The following is a 23,557-nucleotide window of genomic DNA, read 5'->3' as shown; positions in this document are numbered from 1 at the left end:
ATTCAAATGTTTGATTTAGGCATCAAGTTGAGCCAAAACCTCATCTGTGAACTCAACGTTTGTATAAACGTTTTGTACATCATCAAGATCTTCAAACATATCAATCATTTTAAGAATTTGTTTTGCTTGGTCGACATCAGTAATTTCAGCTTTAGTTGATGGACTCATAACAACTTCTGCGTTGTCAGATTTTAAACCAGCAGCAGTTAGAGCATCTTGAACTTCACCAAAAGTTTCTGGTGAAGTGATTACTAAAATTTCATCTTCTGAAACTTCAATATCTTCAGCGCCAGCTTCTAAAGCAATTTCCATGATTTTGTCTTCTAAAGAAACATCTTCAAAAGTAATTTCACCACGTTTAGTAAATAGATAAGCGACAGAACCCGCAGTTCCTAGGTTACCATTTGTTTTACTAAAACAGTGACGTACATCTGGTACTGTACGGTTTAAGTTATCTGTCATTGTCTCAACAAGAACAGCAACACCGCCAACACCATAACCTTCGTAAGTTACTTCTTTTAAATCATCATTATCTTCACCACCGGCACCACGTTGGATTGCACGGTTGATGGTGTCACGTGTCATATTAACTGAAAGTGCTTTTTCAACTACTGCACGCAAACGAGGGTTACTAGCAGCATCTCCACCACCAAGTTTGGCAGCAGTCACAATTTCACGAATATATTTAGTAAAAACTTTACCGCGACTTGCATCTTGTTTCGCTTTACGATGCTTAATATTGGCCCATTTAGAATGACCCGCCATGGACGTGAACTCCAAAAAAAGAAAATGCAAAAGTGCTGGAATATTAGCATAGGCTTGGTTTTGTTGAAAACTGTTGCCCTGCGTTTTGTTAGCCAATTGAATAAGAATAATAACCTTAAGGCCTAATGAGTGAGATCAGGCCGAATCAAATCCAATTTGATCTAGTTAATTTTGACATCTATGTCAAATTGCGCATATAGCTCTTTAATCGTTTCTAAATCTTTTTGTAAGTCTGTTGGGTAAATTTTACCTAGAATCCCGCCTTGTTTGCTTCGGGCATTGGCATACATGAGTACAATTGGAACATTAGCGGCTTTCGCAATATGCCAAAAACCTGTACGGATAGGTTTACGTTCTGAGCCATCTTTCGCACGAGTAGCTTCAGGGGCAATCACCAAGTTAAAAGTTTCATGAGTTTGAAATTGTTCAACCATTTGAGAAACAATATCTTTACTCGCTTTGCGGTCAACGGGAATGCCACCAAGTTTTTCTAAAACTGGCTTAAGGGGACCCTTAAAGAGTTCTTTCTTTATTAAAGTATGAATCTTAATGTCTAAAATTTGGAAGAGAGCAATAGAGAGCACTGCATCTAGATTTGAGGTATGTTCAAATCCAATAATAACTTGTTTTTTTTCAAGAATTTTGGGATCTACATTATAGGTCCAACCAGCAGCTTTAAAGATAGAGTTAGCTAGAAATTTTTTCATAGATCAGTGCAAGGTGATAAATTTGCAGGATTCTAATATGAGTTTGTAAAAAAGCCTAGAAAAATTATGAAAGCTAAAGTAGCCAATTAAAAATGAAGATTATCTAAGCTTGAAGATTTAAAAAGTTCTTTTTTATTTTTCTTTAAACATAATAAACTTAGATAATTTTAAAATTACGAAATTTGTTGAGGTATTTCTTCATTAATTAAAAACTCAATATACTGCCAAATTTTTTCAGCGTTAATTAGTTTTTTATCTGTTGTTCCATCAATAATCATCCCATCAATAATAGAAATAATGATATGAGTAAGGGGAGTTGGGTTTTCTATACCTAATTGAGTGAGCTGGTCTTGTAGTAAATGAGTTAACCACTTTGTATACTCGTAAAATGGTTCACGAATTGAAGTATATTGTTTAGATACTTCAATAAATGCTTTTTTAAATAAGCATCCATTAAATGTTTCGCTATTGATCCATTCAATATACCAATTAAAAATAATATAAATTTTCTCAAGCGGATTAGCATCTTGATGTAAATTTAATTGTTCATTAATTGAATTTTGAATATTTAAGTTTCTATGTTGCAAACACTCCATAATTAAATTTTCTTTTGAAGGAAAATATTTATAAAAGGTCATCTTTGCAACATTAGATTCAGCAATAATACGGTCAACACCAGTTGCATTGTAGCCAATCTGATTAAATAAATTTAAAGCAGTATTTATAATATCTTCTTTTTTTGACATTACTATTCCATATAGTTAGAACTAATTATAACTTAATCGAAAAAATTAAAATTTTAATATCAATGATCATAATAAAAAAAGGGATTGGATTCAAGTTGATATTGTGATAATGATAATCATTAACATAAGTTTTTTTTAATTTTCTATTTGATTTCGTACGATTTTAATTCTAATATGGATTGATAAGGGAACATATTTAAATATTAATTTAAGTCATTGTTTTTATAATAAAATATGTAAAAATCGATCAGGCTTCAATAAGTTTAATGAGAGTAGATATGCCTAAGAAATTTGAGAATTTTAATAATCCTAGAAAGAAAGCACTCGCAGGGATGAAGCAAAGCATTTCTACTGAACTATGGGAAAAAAATTCAGACTTTTTGACCCAATTAAGAGAAAAAATTGCTAAACATGCGGTGTCACATCATCCTGCAATTGATATTTTAAATAACGGAGAAATTAATAAAGAAAATTTAAAAAAAATACACTTAGAATACCGCCATGCAATTGTACAAACTTTTACTGATGCATTGCTCATGGCCCAATTTCAAACTAAACAACTAGAGCCAAGATTGCATGCCGGTGCGAAAATGTTTCCGCGCTTTCTTTTGAGCCTAAATATTTTTGATGAGTTTGGATTTCGTCCAGGTTTAGACAAAGATGGTTATTATCAGGGAAATCCTGAATATGCTCACTATCCTTTATTTGAAGACGTATTAAATGATTTTGGTATTACAGAACAAGATCGTCTGACTTATCAGCCGACTGAAATTGCAAATCAAGTTAGAGTGTTTTTAGAAAATGCTTATGATGACTATAAAGCTGTTTCAGCCTTATTAGCAGTCGCAGAAGAAGAGGTGATTCTTTATAGTCCACCGTTACGTAAAGCGACTAAAGCTGTAGGTTTAGAGGTAGAGGGTGGTGGTTATTATCATGTGCATGGTATTTCTGAAGATGAAAGTGCCGAAGCCGCAGATGATGATCATGAAGAAGACTTATGGTATGTCTTAATGCAAGCTTGTACAGAAGAAGATTATAACTATATCGAAAAGTTATGCTTAGAGTATTGTGATTTATGGGAAAAATTTTGGGACGCTCAATTAGAACATACAGAGCTTATGCGGAAGAGAATCTTAGCTTAATAGAAGAAATAGAAGTATTAAGTTTAGAAAAACGTATTTTAAAGCAGTTAAAATTTTAAGATAAAATAAAATTTACATTTTGATAATTAAATTTTGAATATTGTTTATAACGGTAAAACGAATTCTATTTAGATAAGCATTAAAAAACCCCATAAACTTTTTAGTTTATGAGGTTTGAATTTGGTGGGCCCACCGTGACTTGAACACGGGACCAACGGATTATGAGTCCGCTGCTCTAACCAACTGAGCTATAGGCCCTATAAGTCAGAAAAGCTTTAAATCTCAAGGCCTTTCAGTGCGTGCAATACTAATCAATTTTTTAATCAAACACAAGTCATTTTCTAAACTAGGCACATACTAGACCTAAAAAATATTGTGTTATTTTGGTTAAATATTACGAGCGAGAGTGATTCTAGCGTATGAGTAGCTCATGAGTAAAGTGAACTTAGTTATTTATCGATCAATTAGAACTTATGTCAGTCAGAAGTTTATAGTGATTGGGGTTTAGTTAATTATCAGTTCGAATAGTTAATTCTTTTAAAAACATCTTTTGTTTGAAGAGTAATCAAATTTCAGGTTGATTGAATATTGCTTGAAATGTGACCAAAATTGGTTTTTCAAAAAAGTTTACAAACATAATTTATACATTTATGTCTTACACAGAATTTATAAATATTTGTTCAATAACGACTATAGAATATTCTAAATAAACTTAATTTAAGAAATATTTATCTACGCTAAATATTTAGAAAACGTATAACTTTATAAAATCCTATTTATAGAATGATGTACTCTTATCATAGTCAATTCTATATCATTTTAATGAGAGGTTATTCTTTGCAGTCTAATAGTTACTGTAATAAATCTAGTGAAAGTGATTATTTTTTTGAGTAAGGTGAATCCAAAATTCTAATTAATTTTTAAAAAACTAGTAATACAAAGATAATATTTATGAAATTAATTTTGTTTAGCGCATAGGGAAAAATCCATAAGTTTTAACGAGGAAATACAAAAATAAGGGAGTAAAGTGAGCTTCCTTAAAATTAAGACCTTTATCTGATTTTTAAAAAATTAGAACTTTTTAGTGGGAGAATTGGAAATTTTTTAATTGAAATTTCTTTCTTTTTCTCATGTGTTTTCTATACAAAACTTAAAGTGTGACTACTTTCACGCTCGATACAAATGATTGTATTTTATTGAATTTATTCTTGACTAAAATGCTAGGTTTTAATAAAGTACAAATGTATTTTCCCAAAATAAAAAACTATTGCTTAGTCCTGAAATACAGTAAGAAGCCTGCTTTTTAAAGTAGGCTTCTTGCTTTTTGTAATATAGAGAAAATAGGAAAGAGCAATAATCTGAATTTTAAAAGTAAGTATATAATTAGAAATAAAACTATAAAAAGATCATGTGTGCTCAGAGAGCTACAGTATAAGAAATTATAAATTTTCTTGAATAATCTGAATGAGTTCTCGAGCTGCTTTAGATAAGGGGCGGTCTTGAAGCCAAATTAAGTAAATGGATAGAGGTAAATGATTTTTAGTATTTTTAAAATCTAAAAGAACTAAATGACCTTGTGAAATTTTTTCTTGTACTAACGATAACGGGAAGTTTCCCCAACCGAGTCCTGCTTCAACCATATTAATTGCTGTTTGTAGACTATTCGTTTTCCAGTACATAGCACCAATAATTGACCGAGAATCTGTCATTTCATGGTCGCTACTCGCCACTACAATTTGTCTAATATTGATTAACTCTTCAATAGAAAAATGCTTTGTTTTTTCTTGTAGAAGAGTATGACTAGACGAGATAGTAGCAACGACTGTTTCAGTCATTACTAATTGCAGATTCTCACGCATTTTTATATTGAGGTCTGAACCAGCTAAGCAAAGACTAATTTCTTCCCTATAAAGTAAATTAAGAATGTCATCTTGAGGTGCAGTAATAACCTCTATATTTAGTAAGGGGAATTTATCAGCTAACTTCTTTATTGAAAAAAATAATAGTTTTGTATTTACGTCTGAGACCACACCAATACGTAATTTACTCTCTAGTCCTAAAGAAAGTTCATGGGCATGAGTACTAAATAGCCTAAGTTGTTCAGAAATAATTCGTGCTTGAGGTTCCAAAGCTAATGCGGTAGGTGTAGGAATGACCTTGCGTGGAGTACGTTCAAATAAGGTGTAACCCAATTCTGCTTCTAGATTAGCAACGGCCATACTGACTGCTGAAGGTACTCGATTTAGTTTACGGGCGGCCGCAGAGAAAGATCCTGTATCGAGTACAGTAATAAAGAGTTCAATATTTTCGCTGTTAAAATTCATTTTGATATCAGTAGAACTGAAAGCTATTAACTTTATATATGATTTTGACTGAAATTAAAATATAAAGAATTAATTAGAGTTTGCCTATTATGCAAGGTGTAAAGCGTCGAATTGTCTATGTTTCTTCTTATGAAGTCATCGGAATGATTATTTCATCAGTAGGTTTAGCGATTTTGGCAGGTGATAGTGTTGAACATACAGGACCACTCTCTGTCATGATTACGACCATCGCTGTAACTTGGAATTTTATCTACAATATTTTATATGAGAAGTGGGAGGCTAGACAGAGCAGTAATGTTCGTACAGTTAAGCGTAGAGTTGGACATGCTATTGGTTTCCAGCTTACCTTAGTCCTATTTTTGATTCCTCTTATTGCATGGTGGATGGATATTTCTCTGATTGCTGCTTTTTGGTTAGATGTGGCTTTTATTATCATTATTCCTATCTATACTTTTATATTTAATTGGAGCTTTGATAAGTTATTTGGATTGCCTGCTTCGGCACAAGCTAAAGCATTGCAAGAATAGTCACTAAATCAACTTAATAAGCTATCAAGGTGTGTGATTCTGATAGCTTATCTCTAGTTTAATTATTTGATTTGATCAATGACTAACTGCTTTGAAAACTTAAGTTGAGCTTTCTTGGCGAAAATATAATAAATCACTGCTGTAGAAATCAGTCCTACCAGCCATGATAAGTCGATCCCTCCTAACATTGCAGCAATTTGTCCCGTATAAAATTTACTATCAATAAAGGGCAGTTGGATCAAAATACCGAGAAAGTAGCAGGTGATACCAATTCGATTCCAACGGCCATACTTGCCATTTGGATCATAGAGCGCATCTACATCACATTCTTCTTTAGAGATAAAGTAGTAATCAACCAGATTAATAGCACTCCATGGAATAAAGAAGGTAAGTAAAAACAAAATAAATGCTTTAAAAGCACTTAAAAAAGTATGTTCACCTATAATTGCAATAAATGTCGAAATCACAACCATAGCTAAGACAATGAGTAATCTTGTTATTTTTGAAATTTGATTTGTCGATTTGAAACTATTCCAAACTGTAGCAATGCACATAAAGCTACCGTAAGCATTTAAGGTTGTCAGAGTAACTTTGCCAAAAGCGATACTAAAATATAAAAAGGTCACGACGAGGGCAATTGGGTTCATACCCACAACATATTGAACTTCATTTCCGACAAAATTGCCGTTTGCGACTTGAGCAATCAAAACACCTAGGCTCATGGAAATTTGTGAACCCAATAGAGAACCTAAACCAACGGCCCAAAATACACGATATGAAGACGTTTTAGTTGGAAGATAACGGGAGTAGTCTGCAACATAGGGCCCAAAAGAAATTTGCCAAGAAGCAGAAAGTGAAACTGCTAATAAAAATGAAGACCAACTGAAATGACGTACTGCTAAGAGTTCAGATAAATCAGAAAGTGCTAAAATTTGAGTCAAAATAATCACAAAAGCGATCAAACCAATAATACTGGCTACTTTGCCTACCAAATGAATTAAACGATATCCAATTGTTGCAAATATAATGATTAAACATGCGTAAATTAAGATGCCAGTTGTATTGCTGACATGTGCTAGATGTGCAATTGCTTTACCAGCCAATACCTCTCCAGTTGCTGTAAAGCCAATATACATGAGGCAAACAAGTATGATTGGAATACAAGCACCATATACCCCAAATTGCACACGGCTTGAAATCATTTGAGGAAGGCCAAGTTTAGGACCTTGGGCAGCATGTAGTGCCATAACGGCAGCACCAAAACATTGTCCCACGAATAAACCAATAATAGACCAAAAAACATCCCCGCCTAATACAACTGCTAGCGCACCCGTCACAATGGCTGTAATTTGTAAATTAGCACCAAACCAGAGGGTAAATTGAGCAAACACTCCGCCATGTCTTTCATTTTCTGGAATAAAGTCAATACTTCGGTTTTCAATAAAACTACTATTTGGTTTCTCAGCCGATGAGTCCATTTCACTCTCCTTGTCCTTTAAGAGTCCACTCTATTTTTATTAATTCAATATTTGTACAAACAAATATAAACATGTATATACAAGTAATTTGAAAAATAATCAAACAGTTTTTGAGTCTGTAAAAGCTAAAAGTGGCTTAAATAATTCATAGATAAATAGAAAAAGTATTTGACGAATTTTATTTTTTAAAAAGTTAAATAATGGAAAAATAATATATGAAAAAGCCCTCTATAGAGGGCTCAACTTTATGCGTTTGCATCTAAAACGATTTGGAAATAAGTAGGAAGTTCAGAAAATTGCACAAGTTGGGTTTTATCTTCTTGCTTAAAATAATATTGATAATTTGGAGTTTCTAAATGGTTATCTAGATATTGTGTTGCATCAGTAAACTGTGCTTTTGCAATGGGCTTATCTTTCTTGCATTTAATAATAACAGGATTTACCGAATTTAATTTTACAGGAACACCATTTTCAAATTTAGCAGTTTCAATCAACAAAGAAATTTTGAAATCACCAAAATTTACACAAAAGTGGCCTCCATTTTCTGTCTTAACTTCTCGGTCAGAGAAAAGATCTTTAAATAAACTCTTCAGGGATTCTCGGTGTTTATCTAAAGCAAGTTGAAATTCATGATCTCGTTGCTCGATCTTTTCTTGTTCTTCTTGTAGCAATTTGGCTTGCTTTTCAATAGTTGTAAAATCCAGCTTCATTTTAATATCTCCTTTGGTTGTTTTAAAACTATATATGGCAATCTTTTATTAAGTTTTAAAGAAACATACAGTATTTGTTACAACGGAATAATTAAGATGAGCTTTTGTATAAAACTTCAAAAATGTAAAAAATATTTTCGAAAATATAGGAACTTAAAGAGATTGTCGGGAGGTGATTTTGTATTTTATATTTGAAAATGCTGCTACATATTAATAATAGAATTTTAATGTAGCAGCATATTTCTTATTTTGTACAATGTTTTGCCATAAGTGGAGTACTTTTAATTTTTAAAAAACCTCCGCTACTCATTACACCAAGCATCACTAAAGCGGTTCCTACTAACTGCCAGATATTAAGCGTCTGGCCAGCAAGCAGAGCAATGATCATACTGAACACTGGTACAAAGTTAAAAAATACCGAAGCGCGGCCAGCACCTAATTTTTGTATGCCATTAAACCAGAATAAATAAGCAATCATGGTAGAGCAGATAACAACATATCCCATGGCTAAATGTGCATTTACAGGTGCAGATGCAATGGCTGAAAGAGGATTTTCAAATATCATACTCAACAAACCAAGTGTTATTGCCCCAAACATCATAGAAAAAGTCGTTGTTTCTAGCGGAGTAGCATTTTTTACATAACGGCGAGACAGGACATTTGCGAAACAAAATCCAAATGCACCCAATAATATAAATAGATCTCCAATGTCTATTTTTAGGTGAAGTAAAGTTGTTATATGGCCTTGACTAATCACAAGTAATACGCCACTTAAGCCAAATAAAACGCCTAAAAATTTACTAGTGGTAAGTTTTTCACCATCTAGCATGATTGTCATTAATAGAGTCATTAAGGGGGTAGTTGCCATAATTAAAGCACCGTTCACGGCAGATGTCGTTTTTAAGCCGTAAAAACAGCCTATGTTGAAACCTGCAATTCCAATTACCCCAATCACAAGATAGATAACTAAATTTTGGCTTAAGGCTGCCCATCTTAATTGGCCGGTTATTGAAAAGATCAGAAGTAAGCCTAGGCTTGCAATTGAAAACCGTTCAGATGCAGCAGATAGCGGAGGCATATGTTGAATGATATAAGACATTGCATTAAATGCTGATCCCCAAAAAAACATTGTTAAGACAACACCAGCATAGGCATACGCCACCGTTCTGTTCATGGATAGGCTCCCATCAAGAAAGGTTTTATTCTGGGCAATTACATAAAGGTGTACAATTCCATATTAATACACTTCTAATGTGAAAATTTGCACAATGATTGATTGGGAAAATTTACATTACTTTTCAGTTTTTACAGAAGAAAAGTCACTGTCAGCGGCTGCCCGCAAATTGGGAGTAGATCATGCAACTGTATCTAGAAGAATTGCCCAGCTAGAACAAAATTTAAAACTTAAATTAGTCGATCGTAGACCACGCACCTACATCCTAACACCTGATGGTGAACGCCTTGCGCAGGTGGTTGCTCGTATGATGGAAGAAACTTTTTCTATTGAGCGTTTAACTCAGGCTGGTCAGCAAGAAGTGATGGGAAGTGTTTCTATTAGTATGCCTCCTTTAACTGCGGCACATCTCATCATGCCTCATTTGGGCAGATTTTATCGTCATTATCCTCAATTAAAATTGCGTGTGCTCGGTGATGTTCATTATGTTTCTTTACAGCATAGTGAGGCTGATATTGCGGTAAGATTTGGCCGTCCTAAAGATGAAAATTTAGTAGCTCGTAAAGTAGGTGAAATTCCTTTTGGAGTATATGCGGGTCCAAATTATTTGGCTTCAACGGCTCCTGAAAATTATGAATGGATTAGTGTGGAAGTAGGGGGAGTACATGGTCAAAAACAGCAAAAATTAAAAGAAAGATTAAATCATAAAGAACCCATTATGGTGACCAACCATCCTGAGTTACAGTGGAGAGCTGCATGTGGAGAAGTAGGTTTAGCGGTCTTACCGGATTTTTTAGGCGCTCTTAGCAATTTAGTTAGATTACAAGATGATCATCCGATGAGTGCTGAAATTTGGTTAGTCACACATGAAGATTTACGGCATAGTCCAGCAATAAGAGTAGTAATGGATTTTCTTGTGAGCTGCTTCGAACCTTTTAAAGTTTAAGCTGTTAACTATCGATTTATATAAAAAGCTGCTGGAGTCCGCAGCTTTTTTATTTTGATATATTTAGGTTAAACTGACTTCTATTCCGTTGCGTAAATTAGATTGATCCTGAACAGAATTTAAATCAATTTTGGCATAGGATTTTGTGAGTATATGTCTAGCAGTAAAATTAATTGGTTTTTCTAAAAACTTTGGTAATTTAATACCAAGTGGATTGGTCTCGGTTTGAGACACTTCGGTAGTGACTCTAGTTCCCATAATATAGTCAAACCAAGGTTTAGTAACGCACCAATTAGCATTTTGATTACTTGTCATGTGATGATCATAGTGCCAAGGAATACGTTTTTTTGCATATTCTGAATCTAAATGTGCTTTTGAATGTACACGCCAATAATTCCATAAACCATAATAGAGCCCAGCTGTAAAAAATGGAGCGACAGGCAAAAAAATTGTAGCAGCTCCAGCTAATCCAATTAATGCTGTTTTTTCATTATAAATTTCAGCATTTTTAAACATCGATTCAGCATAACCTTCATCTTGAAAACCATTTAAGCGAGCGCGCTTATGATGAGCGATGTGAGTGAAAAATGGGCTATTACGATACTGACTTGGATATTCGTGTAACCAGACTTTATGAAAGTACCATTCAAGACCATTAGCAACAAAAACACCTACAGGGAAACCAAGCATATTGGGAACTTCTTAATTACAATTTAAAATGATTGTAAAAGAAGAATGTTTTATCCCTTTGACTTAACAGGCAGTTAAATAAGTGTCATTAGAATCAATTTAACTATTTTGTTTACGCTGGCGATAAGCACTAGGAGTCTCACCAGTCCAACGTTTAAAAGCTCGCGTAAAAGCAGAGGGTTCAGAAAAACCAGTTAGATAAACTATTTGATCAATTGTTTCTTGTGTGTGAGCAAGTAAACGTCTGGCTAGTTTTTCCCGATGCTGATTTAAAATTTTCTCATAATTTATATTAATTGCTTGTAAATCTGCTCGAAGGGTACGAGGGTTACGATTTAATTGTTCAGCAATAAATTTTTGATCAAAATGCCCAGATTCCAGTAATCCATTGCTAAGCAAACGCTCAATAGCATAAACGAGTTGATGCTTTTCTAAAGTCATTAACTGTTGTTCTGCAAGCGTTTCATGAATTCTTAATAATTCTGGTTCAGCAGCTGGTGAAGCTTTATTTAAAAGTACGCTAGGAAAAATAATAGAACCTTCCATTTGCCCTAAAATCACGGAGCAATTCCATATTTCCTCATATATTTCTGCTGATGCACCTTCTTGATGGGGCAAGATAATTTGAGTAGGTCTGAACTCTTTATTTGTAATATATTTAAAAAAATTAAGAAAAATACCTATGGCACATTCAAGATAATGTCTTACGGGATGCTTAAAACCAGACAGTATTGCTTGATCTTCCTTAATTGTTAATTTTAGGTCAAATACATCTGTAAGTATGGCTTGATATCTTAGAGCCCGCTGTAAACCTTCTCCAAAAGTTGAGCTACTCAAAAATAGATATTCAATTACTAATCCCCTAAATGGTGGCATTTGACTACCTACATGCAAGCCAATATCAGGGTCTTCACTTATTTCTTCAGCCGCTGTCCAAAACCTTTGTTGAGTCGAATTATCTCTACGAATATTTTTATCGGGAGGCTGATTGGGTAAATTTACACTTGCAAAAATAGATGCTGCATCTAAGCCCATCTTTTGCATAGTCTGATAAGTCATCCACAAAAAAATTCCAGCATCTGAAGAACTTTTTGACATATTTTGATTACAACCATCCCTATAGACTCTATGGTGCATTCAATCATGATTTTACTATTGATACTATATCCTAGAAATTCATAGTATTTTAATTATCGGGAAAGAAACCAGCATCTTCACGTGCTTGCTTTAAAGCTAAGATAAAGCAGATTAATAAAAGGAATCCTATGAAAAAAAGAAAAAAATCGATGTTACTAATCGCAAAACCTATACTTGTAGCGCCTAGACTTAGTAATAAGATACATAATATTTTCCAAAAAATGAGCATGTTACGTTCTGATAAAAAGTCTAAAGATATTATTTGCAATTGAAGGGGAATTCTAAATTTTTTTATGTTTTTTTTATTATAAATTATGTAATTCAGTAAAATTTTAATTTTTATGGTTTTGATATAACATTATGAAAATAAATAGATTTTTGTTTTACTGGGCTTGATGAGTGAATTTTAATTTTTCTTAAAATTAAGTTTTTATTAATTAATAGAATGATAATTCTTTAGAAACACTATAAAATAGTGCTCATGAATTAAATTTATTTTTTAATTTATTTAAAACAATATGTTATGTTGGCTATTAGAATCTTTGTTAAAAAAAAGACTTGATCTTTAAGCTATTTTTTGAAATTATAGTCATGCAAATTGTGATCTATTTCCCACAATTTGTATTTCAGGTTAAGTGGTTATCACTAATGCTCATTTGCTATTTTTGCTTATGAGCATTTTTTTATGTGATTTTTTAATAGAACTACAAAGTTTAAAAAAAATAGCCTTTGTGTTCCCTTGGTAGCGTTAAGTTTCTTTGTTTTTAGTAATTTTATAGAGAATAGTTAATCATATTGAATCGTCACCGTCGCTGTGGCTTTAACCTCACCTGCGGTCACATTGGTGGCGGTCTGATAATAACGGGCAGTTAAAGGAATATCATATTCAACAGTTTGATTGGAACTCACGCTACCTATATTGAGTTTGGTTGCTTTTTGAATCGGCTTATTTGCTCCATTCATATTCCATAACAGTTCAACACCAACACCGTTAGCTTTTATTGAATTCGCAGCACTGTTATTAATTACCTGATTATTGGAGGTATCAGAATTATAATCAAAACTTAAGCTGATCGTATTGCTCGTAGCGATACCAGAATTGTTTTCGCCACCATTACATAAGATCGATAGATTAAAATTCTGGTCCCCTTGGGTTGAACCAATCGCTCTAAAGCCTGATTTCATCACGGTTGGAAGTTGAACTGGTGAATCTACACCATTTTGAATTTCACAAGATGAAGACGCAATAAGAATAGGGGCATTACTTAATACAGTAGTGGTTAAAAATGGGCGGTTCTGTTGCCCTGATACGTAATAGGTACTGTAACGGCCTGCAACTAGTGCACCAGAACCAGTTGTCATAGCTGTTTTAATAACTTCCATAACAAAATATCCTGGGGAAAGTGTATATGTTTGATTGGGGGTTAATGTACGTCTATAAGGATAATATCCTGAAAAATCTGAAGCATCGGCAGCTTCGCGATAAAGACGAATACCAATACCTGGAATATTAGTCGCATAAACATTATTGCCTATTGGGCTAATTGGATAATTTAAGGGGAGAGCTGCAATAATTTGATCACTCGCACGATTACAAGTTGCAGTCGAATTATTAGGTGATACTGTAAAAGTATTCTTTTGTAAGATCGTTCCTATTGGATCATTTGGTTTCACTACGATTTTACCTATCGTCATTGGAATATCGACGGTAGTAAATCCTTTACTTAAATTACAATTTGCATTTGTATGGCTATAAGCAAATAGACTTACTGCCAAAAATCCAATTTTTTTTAAAATATTATTCATTTACAGACTGCCTTTGTCATAATAATTGGTTGGTTGTTATGCTTTATTTGATCCGCTATATCGTATTCAATCTCGCATTTTTCAGTACTCGTATTTCCCCATTTCACATATAAACGATCATGGGTTAAGGGGGTTCGTAAATAAATGCGACTGCCTTGTGCGACAATGCCTATTACTTCGTTATTCTGGTTATATACCTGTGCGGCAAAAGGTAGATGTGAACCATCTAATGTTGTTGTATTAATAAAAAGTGCATAACCTTTTTTTGTTGAGAATTGGACTTTAGTGATTGAGCCTGCATAGGGCGCAATCCGTAAACTACTTTCAGCAAGTTCAATTTGGGTAGACATGCCTTGCGGGTCAAGACTAATGTCATTCATACGGTAAGGCGTAACATAGGGAATAACGGCATATCCGTTTTTGTTAATACTTAACCCAGGTGTATTACCGACTTGTGCTCCAGTAGCATCCGGCGCATAGACCAACACCATGGTTTGGGCTTGATCTGGCCCAAACAAAATTCCTTGAGAATGTGCAACAACATTACCACTGAAGCTAAGCATTTCTTGTTGGTATGAATTTGCATGACTGAATGAAGCACCAAGTGTTGTATAGTTGGTTTTATAGGTGCCATTAATATTTAGGTTAGTTTGATCATGGTCCTGATTGGAAATTGATGCGCCGTAGTTTAAGCGATTTCCTGTAAAGCCACTGAAGCTTAAAATCTGACTGTCATCACCAATAACACTATTAAAAGTCAGAGAATTTTTCTTAAAATCTAATGGAAAAGAGAAAGACGCAAGGTACTGGGTATCTTGTCCTGTGCGAGCGCCGTCTTCTTCAATCTCGCTGCTCATTGCAGATAAACTATAAGTTAAATCTTTAAATTGATTGCTATAACCTAATTGGAACTGTTTAGTGGTCTTGGGTTGATTCCAATAATTTATCCATGAACCGACTAAGTAAAAATTTCCCCATTGCTTTGGAAGCACCTGATTTAAAGTAATCTGAAATTCACTTTTTTGTTTGCCTATGGAAAAGCTATCAATATTTTGTTGTTGTAAATCTTGAATTAAAATTGCATCACGCAATTTGAGGTAGTTTTCAGTTGAATAGCGATAAGTCGCTAATGTTAAATTAGTATTTGTTGGGGAAAATAACTTACTGTAGCTTAAACGATAACTTTGCCCAGTCATTTTAGGTTGATGATCAAACTCAGTTTTTGACTGGGTTGCATCAAAAGAAATCGCTCCAATAGGTGTTGAAAAAGCTGTACCTAGTAATAATGAGAGATATTGTTGCGTTGCTTGAAGTGCGGTGTAAGTTGTGAGGTAATTATTAATTCCCCGTTGATATTTACCTTGTATTAGCCAAGGATTTAGACCTAAATTTGAATCTCGAAACTGTCCTAATGTGAAAGAGTATCGAGTCATTTGCGGGCGTAGCATTTCGACGACAGAAGCATAGGGAATAGCGAATTTCTGAATTACGCCATTAGATTCAATTACCAAAACTTGTAGCTCGCCCCCAAATCCTGTTGGGTAAAGATCATTAATTTCAAAGTTTCCGGGCGGTACTGTTGTTTGATAAATTAAGTTGCCTTGTTGCCTAACCTCGACTTTCGCATTGGTTTTTGCATAACCTCTCACTCTGGGAGCATAACCGAGCATACTGTTTGGAAGCATTCGGTCATCACTTGAAATATTTACACCGCGATATGGTAAAGAATCGATAAAATCACTATTAGTAAAATAATCACCTAAAGTCACAACACCATGAATTTTCGGAAATGCTTTTTGTATATATGTATTTGTTGAAGTATAAGAAGAATTATCAGATTGAAAATCAGTATGGTCTTGCCATTTCCATTGTCCATTATGGCGAAATTGCCAACTCGCTAAATTTGCTCCAAGATTAGTCCCCATAAAAGCATATGCACTTTCATGTTGTTCGTTAACTATTCGATAAGCAGTCGCGTTATATGTTAAAAAAGCTGCATTAATACCTCGATCCCAAAGATGTGGATCGATATAGCCCTGTGCATTTTTTTCTAATGTGACTTGGGGGATAGAGATATCAATTCTTAAACGAGAGCTATCAAATAAATAAAAAGCATTATCTATCCAATGACCTAGTGCATCACAAGAAAGAGAGGATGTATGAGAATGTTGGCTAAGCACATCAGCTTTTACGCCATATTCTAGTAACATGGCTTCTGTAAAACAGGTTTCGGCATTTACGTTAGGAGAGCTGGCATTAAAGCGCATGCGTCGTTTACCCAACCATTGACCATTAACATAGACATCTAAGCTATATTCACCAGCTAAGATGGGGTTTCCATATTTGAAACGACCAATATCAATTTTTTGTGCATTACCTACTAAAAAATTGCTATCAAATTCTGCTTTTGAGAAACCTGAAACATCAACATTATTTTGTGCACATGCTGCCAAAGGCATAAATAACGCAATACTTGAGGCCACATAACAAGTAAAAGGGCTTTTTAAACATATATAAGGTATAAACCATTTAGACATAGTTTTAGAGCCTATTCATGATAGGTATTTAGGTTTTTTTAAGTAATATATTAAGGTTAGAACTTTATTGGATGCTCAACTCTTCCGCCGTAATCATTGATATATACAAAGCTCATATCTGCTACATTTTTATTTTTTAGTTTTATTTTATCTTCAGAAAAAGGGGCAACCATTAAACCTTGTTGTAATAAGTCGGCTTTATGGCCTTCGCTTCCTTGAAAAATGGAAGTGATAGTGAGGAAAAAGGGAGTTGGATTCTTTACTACTAGATATTGATCATTTATTTTCCATTGAACTTTTTCACTTAGCTGTTCAATATTTTCTTTTAGATCTATAGGACGATAAAAGAATTTAATTCGCGAACGAACAGCGAGCTGTAAAAAATTATTGGAAATTGGGGTACTTTGGTCTTGTTGAGTTTTGCCTTCGGGTTTAGGAGGTATATCTAAAACATTAAGCCAGAAAATTGATTCTTGTTGCTGACTTAATTGAGACGAATTAGGTAGAGCTGTAATTCTTAAAGTTTGGCCCTTAGTTGCTTCTACTCGTGAAATCGGGGGAGTAATAATGAAAGGCACATTTGCTTCATCGGGAGTTGATTTTGCATTTCCATCATCAATCCAAGCTTGAACAAGAGACGGAGCTGTGCCGTTATTGCTTAGTTGTAATGTGATCTCACGTGCATTTGAAGGATAAACGACACGAGTTCCATGCAAAACAATTTCAGTATGACCTGTGGTAGTCAGTGCTACCTGTAGGCAAACTAATCCCCAAAAAAACTTACGACCACGAAAAAGCATGAGCCATATTCTCAATAATGAATAATAAATAGGAGATAGCTTCTATTTAGAAATAGAAGCTTCAGTTTTAATTTTATTGATAAATAATTGTGTATTTTACTTGCGACGTTACCGTACCAGCAGTAGAAGCACCTGTAGCATAATATTCAGCATAATAGCTAAGGTCAGCATCACCACCTGCTGAAACATTTACCCATTGCGAGTTGGTCTGTGTGCTATTCGTGCTTGTAGCAAGTACAGGGATTACAGCGTTATTACTGCCTAGCAACTGGATATTCACGTTTGTTGCCGCACCTGAAGTTGCTTGGTTTAATAAACGACCTGTATTAAAGTCAACGGTAGCACCCGGTTCAAAATAAGTGGCTACTTTACCAGCAGAAGCACAGTTCGTTAAATTAATTTGAAATGGGGTACGACCAGCCACATCACCTGCATTTTTTAAAGTTTGAGATGAGACTGTAGGTAGATTAATTGTTAGGTTTTTATCTCCAGTATCAATAGTACAAGTATTATCTGTAACCAGACCATTAATAGTAATTGTGCCGTCTGCTGCTTGTGCATTTGTTATATTTAAGAGAGAAACCGCTGCTATAAAAATAAACTTTTTCATAAAATCCCCAGAATAGCTTTTTAAAATAAAATCCATTACTTTTCAGCAAGTTTATTCTGCTTAAGTAAGGCCAAGGAAATATATCACTTTTCAACCAAAAAACAAGAATAACATTATATTTATGTGTATTTTGATAAATTGTTTTTATAAATAAATTTTTTTGAAATATATTTTTTATCGGTTGGTAAAATACTTTATGATTCATTTTTAAAATAAAATTAAAAAACTCGTAATATTTAAGTATTTGTATTTTATTAAATTAATCCAATTTTAAAATATTTCTGAGAGTAAATGTTTATTTTGTTTATGTAACTATATGTTTTTAAATAATAAAATTAACTTTTAATTTATCTTGTGAATAAATTTATTTTTTAAGAATTTTTTAAGATTCAATTCCTACTGTTTTAGTTGTAATTCAATAAAAGATAATCTGGAGTTCCGTTCCATGAATAGTATGAAGTATAGCTATAAACCAAATTACTTTTTCTTTGCTCATAAACTAGTTTTGTTTTTAAAGGATTATCTGATTAAGCACCCAACGGAGCAGCAGACAACGTTTAACCTACAGACGATTTATGACATCTTTAGTCATGATCTCGCTTCAAGTACAACTAATCTTGAGGGTATCTTAAATATTGCAGATGAATACGTCTTTGAAACAGAAGATGGTTTACTTCCATTGATTAGTAAGCACTCTGTTAATCTCAAGAATCATGTACTTTCTTTGGAATTTTCACCACAAGCTTTGACAAGCTTATTGTCAGGTCGCTCTTTAGTTAATCCTAAAGCAGCTTAGATTTTCTTTTAAGGTAGAGTGAACTCATATAAAATTCATAAAATTTATTTTTAAGAGTTATTTATGAGTAAAGACTTTAAGGCCTTAACTTATATTGCGGATGATAAGATAGCAGATACAGTGACTTGGCTCTTACACCATCAAGATGTTTTTGATTCTTTTAATTTTGATGTATTGAGCCAAGAGCTGTCTGTAACGCATGCGGCAGGAAAAGACATTATTCGGGTAGGGACATTTCTTAATGCCACTTACGGAATTTTAGTTACTTCTGTATAAATAAAAAAGCCCTGAAAAATCAGGGCTTTTTGTTCTACTGCATTAAGTTATGCACTCATTGCATTTACTGATAAGTCAGCAACTGTAGGTTTTGGTTTTTCTGCGGTTAAGCCTAGTTTATTAAACAACGCTTGGTCTTTACCTTCACCAGCATTTGGTGTGGTGAGTAATTTATCACCAGAGAATAATGAGTTTGCACCTGCCATAAATGCTAATGCTTGATCTGAATCACTTAATGACTCACGACCAGCAGATAAACGAATATAGCTATGCGGCATAATAATACGTGCAACGGCAATAGTGCGGATCCACTCAATTACATCAAGCTTTTCAACATCTGCTAAAGGTGTTCCTTCAATTGGAACAAGCATGTTAATTGGTACTGATTCAGGATGAATTGGCAAGGTAGCTAATTCATGCAATAAACCAACACGGTCATCACGACTTTCACCTAGACCTACAATACCGCCACTACAAACTTTCATACCAGCTTGGCGAACATAATCTAGGGTATTTAAACGATCATCAAAAGTGCGTGTGCTAATGATGTGAGAGTAGTACTCACGAGATGTATCTAGGTTGTGATTGTAATAATCTAAACCAGCAACTTGTAGACGTTCTGCTTGAGATTGGTTAAGCATGCCTAAAGTCATACATGTTTCTAAACCTAACGCTTTTACTTCACGTACCATTTCTAAAACATAAGGCATATCGCGCTCATGTGGGTTACGCCAAGCAGCACCCATACAAAAACGAGACGAACCTGAATCTTTTGCAGCTTTTGCTTCGCTAATCACTTTTTCTACAGCGATACGTTTTTCTGCTTCTAATTTTGATTCGTAATGTGCGGATTGTGAGCAGTATTTGCAATCTTCAGGACACTTACCCGTTTTAATAGATAAAAGGGTACTGACCTGAATCGAATTGGCAGTGAAGTGCTCACGATGTACTTGCTGAGCCTTGAAAACTAAATCCAAAAAAGGTTGTTCATATAAAGCTTGGATTTCTTCACGATTCCAATCATTACGTAGAGTCATTGTCATATCCATGATGATGGCATTAATTCACTACACATAATCATACAGAATTCGTATTAAAGCTATAGGGCAAAAAACATCATTTTTTTAATTTGATAGCTGAAGTTGATTAAGTTGCTGTTCAATTGCCCAATCAATATGCACATTGACGATTTCGTCATGTAAATTTTTGCCTTTGTGTAGCTGATCTACAATTTCTTTTGAATAAGGAGCATTTCCTAATCCGATAGCAATATTACGTTTAAATGATTGATAACCCGTCCTACGAATAGGGCTACCTTCTGTATTGGCTAAAAAAGTGGCTTCATCCCACTGCCAGATATCCAGTAGACTAATATTATCTAATCCATTTCTAGGGTTGAAATCGCTAATGGACGCAGTTTTGGCAAAACTATTCCATGGACAAATTAATTGGCAGTCATCACAACCAAAAATTCGATTACCAATACCCGCACGTAATTCTTCAGCAATAATTCCTTTGTATTCGATAGTTAAGTAAGCAATACATCGTCTTGCATCTAGGATATAAGGCTCGACAATCGCTTGCGTCGGGCAAATATCAATACAAGCGCTACAAGAACCACAATGTGCTGTTGCAGGTTCGTCGAAAGGTAAATCGAGTGACGTAAATAGCTCGCCTAATACAAAAAAAGAACCCGACTTTTTATGAATGAGCAACGTATGCTTACCTGTCCAACCCATTCCTGCACTTTCAGCTAATGATTTCTCAAAAATAGGAGCAGAATCTGCAAAAGGGCGAGATTCAAAATCGCCGACTTTTTCACGAATTCTTGTTGCTAAAGTTTTCAATCTGCCACGCATGACTTTATGATAATCACGGCCGCGTGCATAACGGGCGATAATCGCAGAGTTGGGTTCGAAAGGTACATATCGAGGTTTTGGAGATTCCACAAGATAGTTCATACGAACGCAAATAATACTTTTTGTGCCAGGAACTAATAATGTAGGGTCGGCTCGTTTTTCTAGATTTTCTTCTAAATAGGTCATGTCTGCATGATAACCACGTTCTAGATATTCTAAAAAACGCGGCATTTGCTCTTGAGCATCTGGTTTTGCAATGACACAATCAGCAAAACCCAAGTCTAAGGCTTGAGCTTTGATCCATGCTTTTAATTCATGAGGATCAAGTTGTTGCACTGCAATGCGTGATGTGTCGGAAGATGTCATAAACTAAAATGCAAGAGGATAATAATATGCAGGCGGTAGTTTACCATAGCGATGATATTCGAGCATGGGAGCAGCGTTGGTTTGCTTCACAAAACTCCTCATTAGGTTTAATGCAACAAGCAGCTTGGTCAATCGCTCAGCAGTTCATCGAGCTTTTTAAAGATCGTAGCATTAATAATATTGCTGTTTGGTGCGGGCAAGGTAATAACGCAGGTGATGGCTACTTTATAGCAGGTTATCTAAAGCAAGCTGGATTTCACGTTGAAATATTTGCGGCTCAATTGGGTGAATCAAACGATTTACATTGTGCAGCGCAATTTGCGATAGAAAAGAAAGTTCAAATTCATTCAAATTTTGATATTAAAAGAATATTCGATTGCCATATTGATGCTCTATTTGGCATAGGCTTAAATCGTGAATTAAATACTAATTGGCAACAAGCTATTCGACAATTTAATAAACAATCTGGCTTAAAAGTTTCGATTGATATACCAAGTGGTTTGCACGCAAATACAGGCTGTGCTTTACCTTGTGCAATACGAGCTGATCATACCTTTACTGTTTTAGGTCTTAAAGCTGGATTATTTACAGGTCACGGTAAAGAATATGTGGGGCAAGTTCATTTAGTTAATTTAATTCCAATAGATGAAGAGCTGAAACCATTAGCTTATTTGACACCGACAAGTATTAAGCTTCCTAAGCGTTTGGCTTTTGGCCATAAAGGGAGCTATGGGCATGTCTTAGTGGTTGGTGGACATGAGCAAATGGGTGGCGCTGTCATTATGGCTGCTGAGGCTGCTTTTCATGCAGGTGCAGGTAAGGTGACCGTGATTTGTCATCAAAAGCATCATCAAGCTATTTTGTCGCGGGCACCTAATATTATGCTCCGTGATATTAATGCCTTAGATGAAGAAAATATTAGAGAGATTTTATCTCAAGTTGATGCAGTATGTTTTGGAATGGGGCTAGGGCGAGATGACTGGGCAAAGCAAATTTATCAGCAATGGTTTAATTTGTTAAATCAGAGTACACACCTAGAAACTGTTTTAGATGCAGATGCTTTATGGTTTCTTGCCAAGCAGCCTGAAAAATTGGGTGCACATGTTTATGCGACGCCTCATCCGGGAGAAGCTGCTACCTTACTTGGTTCCTCTACAGCACAAATTGAAAATGACCGAATTGCTGCAATTTATGCTTTGCAACATAAATATGCGGGTCAGTGGGTACTTAAAGGAGCAGGTAGCTTAATTTTAGAGGATAACTTGTATATTTGTACCGAAGGTAATGCCGGTATGGGAACTGGTGGAATGGGTGATGTATTAGCTGGAATGATTGCAAGTCTAAAAGCCCAGTTCCATAAGGCAATTGCATTACATGAGATTGTTACCCTTCATGCTCAAGCAGGTGATGAACTTGCAAAACAAGGTATGCGTGGTTTACAGGCTTATCAAATGAATGAAGCAATTACTCAAATAGTGAACTAAGAAAGTTTTAACGTCTACGACTGCTAGAGCGGCTTCGTCCACGCGCCATACCACCTAAGGCATTAAGGACAGAAAGTTTACTCATACTTCCCGATGCATGTGCATGGCAAATAGCGGCAGCAAGAGCATCGGCTGCATCGGATTGAGGTTTAATCGTCAAGTTAAGTAATCGCATGACCATCATTTGTACTTGTTCTTTATCTGCGGCACCATAACCAACGACAGACTGTTTAATTTGACGGGCAGTATATTCTGCAACTTGTAAATCTAAATTAACTAATGCGGCTATGGCAGCACCACGAGCTTGTCCCAGTTTTAAAGCAGAGTCTGGGTTTTGAGCCATAAAGACCTGCTCAACCGCAGCTTCAGTGGGACCATGAAATTTCACAATTCGCTCAACGCCAGCAAAAATACGTTTTAAGCGTTCCGGCATTTCTTGAGTTTCAGTTCGGATTGTACCAGCATCAACAAAACGCAGTTTACTACCATCTTTTTCAATGATTCCATAACCTGTTAAGCGTGAACCCGGGTCAATTCCAATAATCAATGCCATGTGAAGACTTATATAAATAGTTCAGTAGGTATTGTTACATAGCCAAAACGGTTCTGCATGAGTAATTTAAAGAATGCTGTGATGAATGGTTATTTTTCGATTTTTATTGAACCAAATTATATTT

Annotated in this window: 23 protein-coding genes and 1 tRNA gene; 6 read left to right on the top strand and 18 right to left on the bottom strand. The window is 34.8% G+C overall.

What is annotated here, in order from left to right; genetic code table 11:
• Window positions 1–15: 15 nt before the first annotated feature.
• The 3 genes from QLG01_RS15305 to QLG01_RS15295 all read right to left on the bottom strand — a co-directional run bounded on the left by QLG01_RS15305 (window position 16) and on the right by QLG01_RS15295 (window position 2,218).
• Complete coding sequence (locus tag QLG01_RS15305) at window positions 16–765, bottom strand: YebC/PmpR family DNA-binding transcriptional regulator (RefSeq protein WP_005304550.1); 750 nt, start codon at window positions 763–765, stop codon at window positions 16–18.
• Between the two features lie 161 nt (window positions 766–926).
• On the bottom strand, window positions 927–1,472 hold the full coding sequence (locus QLG01_RS15300; RefSeq protein ID WP_004792837.1) for a 1-acyl-sn-glycerol-3-phosphate acyltransferase: 546 nt from the start codon (window positions 1,470–1,472) through the stop codon (window positions 927–929).
• A 173-nt stretch (window positions 1,473–1,645) separates the two neighbouring features.
• Window positions 1,646–2,218: a TetR/AcrR family transcriptional regulator gene (locus tag QLG01_RS15295; protein ID WP_282496861.1), complete on the bottom strand. Its 573-nt coding sequence runs from the start codon at window positions 2,216–2,218 to the stop codon at window positions 1,646–1,648.
• 278 nt (window positions 2,219–2,496) lie between these two features.
• Between QLG01_RS15295 and QLG01_RS15290 the strand changes: the two genes are divergently transcribed.
• Window positions 2,497–3,360 (top strand): iron-containing redox enzyme family protein, encoded by an 864-nt coding sequence (locus QLG01_RS15290; RefSeq protein ID WP_013198131.1) that lies wholly within the window; start codon window positions 2,497–2,499, stop codon window positions 3,358–3,360.
• Window positions 3,361–3,541: 181 nt separating this feature from the next.
• On the opposite strand, the gene QLG01_RS15285 is transcribed toward QLG01_RS15290, so the two are convergent.
• Together QLG01_RS15285 and QLG01_RS15280 are read right to left on the bottom strand one after the other, a co-directional pair.
• Window positions 3,542–3,618, bottom strand: a tRNA-Ile gene (locus QLG01_RS15285).
• Between the two features lie 1,181 nt (window positions 3,619–4,799).
• Window positions 4,800–5,684 carry a LysR family transcriptional regulator gene (locus QLG01_RS15280; RefSeq protein ID WP_005304566.1) on the bottom strand — a complete coding sequence of 295 codons (885 nt, stop codon included), beginning with the start codon at window positions 5,682–5,684 and terminating at the stop codon, window positions 4,800–4,802.
• Window positions 5,685–5,773: 89 nt separating this feature from the next.
• Here QLG01_RS15280 and QLG01_RS15275 point away from each other — a divergent pair, with 89 nt between their 5' ends.
• Window positions 5,774–6,211: a PACE efflux transporter gene (locus tag QLG01_RS15275; RefSeq protein WP_005304570.1), complete on the top strand. Its 438-nt coding sequence runs from the start codon at window positions 5,774–5,776 to the stop codon at window positions 6,209–6,211.
• A gap of 62 nt (window positions 6,212–6,273) precedes the next feature.
• Here the strand turns inward: QLG01_RS15275 and QLG01_RS15270 are convergent, their stop codons facing one another.
• From QLG01_RS15270 to QLG01_RS15260, 3 genes are all read right to left on the bottom strand, one after another.
• Window positions 6,274–7,689: a cytosine permease gene (locus tag QLG01_RS15270; RefSeq protein WP_198308430.1), complete on the bottom strand. Its 1,416-nt coding sequence runs from the start codon at window positions 7,687–7,689 to the stop codon at window positions 6,274–6,276.
• 245 nt (window positions 7,690–7,934) lie between these two features.
• The gene (locus QLG01_RS15265; protein ID WP_005304574.1) at window positions 7,935–8,399 is read right to left on the bottom strand and encodes a hypothetical protein; all 465 of its coding nucleotides are present in this window, start codon (window positions 8,397–8,399) and stop codon (window positions 7,935–7,937) included.
• Between the two features lie 244 nt (window positions 8,400–8,643).
• Window positions 8,644–9,573, bottom strand: a complete 930-nt coding sequence (locus QLG01_RS15260) for a DMT family transporter (protein WP_198308428.1) — start codon at window positions 9,571–9,573, stop codon at window positions 8,644–8,646.
• Between the two features lie 94 nt (window positions 9,574–9,667).
• Here QLG01_RS15260 and QLG01_RS15255 point away from each other — a divergent pair, with 94 nt between their 5' ends.
• Window positions 9,668–10,519: a LysR family transcriptional regulator gene (locus QLG01_RS15255; protein WP_198308427.1), complete on the top strand. Its 852-nt coding sequence runs from the start codon at window positions 9,668–9,670 to the stop codon at window positions 10,517–10,519.
• Between the two features lie 63 nt (window positions 10,520–10,582).
• Here QLG01_RS15255 and QLG01_RS15250 read toward each other — a convergent pair whose 3' ends face one another.
• The 7 genes from QLG01_RS15250 to QLG01_RS15220 all read right to left on the bottom strand — a co-directional run bounded on the left by QLG01_RS15250 (window position 10,583) and on the right by QLG01_RS15220 (window position 18,135).
• Complete coding sequence (locus tag QLG01_RS15250) at window positions 10,583–11,209, bottom strand: sterol desaturase family protein (protein WP_151827864.1); 627 nt, start codon at window positions 11,207–11,209, stop codon at window positions 10,583–10,585.
• Between the two features lie 99 nt (window positions 11,210–11,308).
• Window positions 11,309–12,307: an AraC family transcriptional regulator gene (locus QLG01_RS15245; protein ID WP_034591070.1), complete on the bottom strand. Its 999-nt coding sequence runs from the start codon at window positions 12,305–12,307 to the stop codon at window positions 11,309–11,311.
• Between the two features lie 88 nt (window positions 12,308–12,395).
• The gene (locus QLG01_RS15240; RefSeq protein WP_035331443.1) at window positions 12,396–12,575 is read right to left on the bottom strand and encodes a hypothetical protein; all 180 of its coding nucleotides are present in this window, start codon (window positions 12,573–12,575) and stop codon (window positions 12,396–12,398) included.
• Between the two features lie 557 nt (window positions 12,576–13,132).
• Entirely contained in the window at window positions 13,133–14,152 is a 1,020-nt protein-coding gene (locus QLG01_RS15235; RefSeq protein WP_005304590.1) for a fimbrial protein, read from the bottom strand.
• Window positions 14,149–16,611 carry a fimbria/pilus outer membrane usher protein gene (locus QLG01_RS15230; RefSeq protein ID WP_282496919.1) on the bottom strand — a complete coding sequence of 821 codons (2,463 nt, stop codon included), beginning with the start codon at window positions 16,609–16,611 and terminating at the stop codon, window positions 14,149–14,151. The genes QLG01_RS15235 and QLG01_RS15230 overlap by 4 nt, the downstream gene beginning before the upstream one ends.
• Before the next feature lie 134 nt (window positions 16,612–16,745).
• Window positions 16,746–17,489 (bottom strand): fimbria/pilus periplasmic chaperone, encoded by a 744-nt coding sequence (locus tag QLG01_RS15225; protein WP_192454210.1) that lies wholly within the window; start codon window positions 17,487–17,489, stop codon window positions 16,746–16,748.
• Between the two features lie 73 nt (window positions 17,490–17,562).
• Window positions 17,563–18,135, bottom strand: coding sequence for a fimbrial protein (locus QLG01_RS15220; protein ID WP_282496860.1), 573 nt, complete (start codon window positions 18,133–18,135; stop codon window positions 17,563–17,565).
• A 409-nt stretch (window positions 18,136–18,544) separates the two neighbouring features.
• Between QLG01_RS15220 and QLG01_RS15215 the strand changes: the two genes are divergently transcribed.
• Both QLG01_RS15215 and QLG01_RS15210 read left to right on the top strand, forming a co-directional pair.
• Window positions 18,545–18,895, top strand: a complete 351-nt coding sequence (locus QLG01_RS15215) for a hypothetical protein (RefSeq protein ID WP_004792817.1) — start codon at window positions 18,545–18,547, stop codon at window positions 18,893–18,895.
• Window positions 18,896–18,958: 63 nt separating this feature from the next.
• Window positions 18,959–19,171, top strand: coding sequence for a hypothetical protein (locus QLG01_RS15210; RefSeq protein ID WP_005304605.1), 213 nt, complete (start codon window positions 18,959–18,961; stop codon window positions 19,169–19,171).
• 47 nt (window positions 19,172–19,218) lie between these two features.
• On the opposite strand, the gene bioB is transcribed toward QLG01_RS15210, so the two are convergent.
• Both bioB and queG read right to left on the bottom strand, forming a co-directional pair.
• Window positions 19,219–20,208 carry a biotin synthase BioB gene (bioB, locus tag QLG01_RS15205; protein WP_004792815.1) on the bottom strand — a complete coding sequence of 330 codons (990 nt, stop codon included), beginning with the start codon at window positions 20,206–20,208 and terminating at the stop codon, window positions 19,219–19,221.
• Between the two features lie 87 nt (window positions 20,209–20,295).
• On the bottom strand, window positions 20,296–21,396 hold the full coding sequence (gene queG / locus QLG01_RS15200; protein ID WP_282496859.1) for a tRNA epoxyqueuosine(34) reductase QueG: 1,101 nt from the start codon (window positions 21,394–21,396) through the stop codon (window positions 20,296–20,298).
• Window positions 21,397–21,422: 26 nt separating this feature from the next.
• Between queG and QLG01_RS15195 the strand changes: the two genes are divergently transcribed.
• Window positions 21,423–22,880: an NAD(P)H-hydrate dehydratase gene (locus QLG01_RS15195; protein WP_282496858.1), complete on the top strand. Its 1,458-nt coding sequence runs from the start codon at window positions 21,423–21,425 to the stop codon at window positions 22,878–22,880.
• Between the two features lie 7 nt (window positions 22,881–22,887).
• Here QLG01_RS15195 and ruvC read toward each other — a convergent pair whose 3' ends face one another.
• Window positions 22,888–23,433, bottom strand: coding sequence for a crossover junction endodeoxyribonuclease RuvC (gene ruvC, locus QLG01_RS15190; protein ID WP_002121356.1), 546 nt, complete (start codon window positions 23,431–23,433; stop codon window positions 22,888–22,890).
• Between the last annotated feature and the right edge of the window lie 124 nt (window positions 23,434–23,557).

Source organism: Acinetobacter sp. V89_4, from assembly GCF_029967875.1.
GTDB classification, from domain to species: Bacteria; Pseudomonadota; Gammaproteobacteria; order Pseudomonadales; family Moraxellaceae; genus Acinetobacter; species Acinetobacter oleivorans.
Note: the sequence above shows the minus strand (reverse complement) of the source record. Positions and strands in the feature narration are given on the sequence as shown.